This window comes from Neisseria sp. P0009.S007 (genome assembly GCF_051962515.1).
Genome location: NZ_JBQCVF010000795.1, coordinates 1 through 678 on the forward strand (window position 1 = coordinate 1; position 678 = coordinate 678).

Sequence of the window (678 nt, forward strand, 5' to 3'; positions counted from 1 at the left end):
AGCCAAGGCTGAAGTGTTGAAACAGCTGATTGGTTGATCAATTGAAGGCCGTCTGAAAAATATCATTCAAAAGAAGCGTTGAGCTGCTTCTATGAAAAGGTTTCAGACGGCCTTTCAAATGATTTGATTAAGCCTGTCCGACTTCAAAAACGTTAAGGCCGTCTGAAACACTCCAACCCATTCTGAAAAAGCAAACCCATGTCTCAAACTCCTTTCTTCAAAACCGACTGCCCAAGCTGCGGAGCACCTGTCGAGGCGCATTCTGCTTCTGCCGTGACGCTGGTGTGCGGCTATTGCAACAGCATGCTGGTGCGGAAAGATAACGGCGTTGTCGACTCCGGCCGCGATTCCGCATTGCTGGAAGATTTTAGTCCGCTGCAAATCGGCACCAGCGGCACATTTGTCGCTCAACGCTTTACCTTGGTCGGACGGCTTCAGGTGCAATACGACGATGGTGCGTGGAATGAATGGTATGCGTTATTTGACGACGGCAGAGCAGGTTGGCTTTCTGAGGCGGGCGATTTGTATGTGATGACCATGCCGGTCGAAATCGATAATCCGCCGAAATTTGAAGACACGCAAGCCGGATTTAGTGAGCTGACTTTTCAAGATAAGCACTATATTGCCTCCGATGTCCGCAAAATCAGCTTGAAACGCGCCGCCGCGCAGGGCGAATTG

At 50.1% G+C, this 678-nt stretch carries 1 protein-coding gene; it reads left to right on the forward strand.

Annotated features, from left to right (window positions below; all coding sequences use genetic code 11):
- Positions 1-198: 198 nt before the first annotated feature.
- A partial coding sequence (locus ACTHS3_RS16430; protein WP_440368565.1) for a DUF4178 domain-containing protein occupies positions 199-678 on the forward strand: 480 nt, incomplete at its 3' end.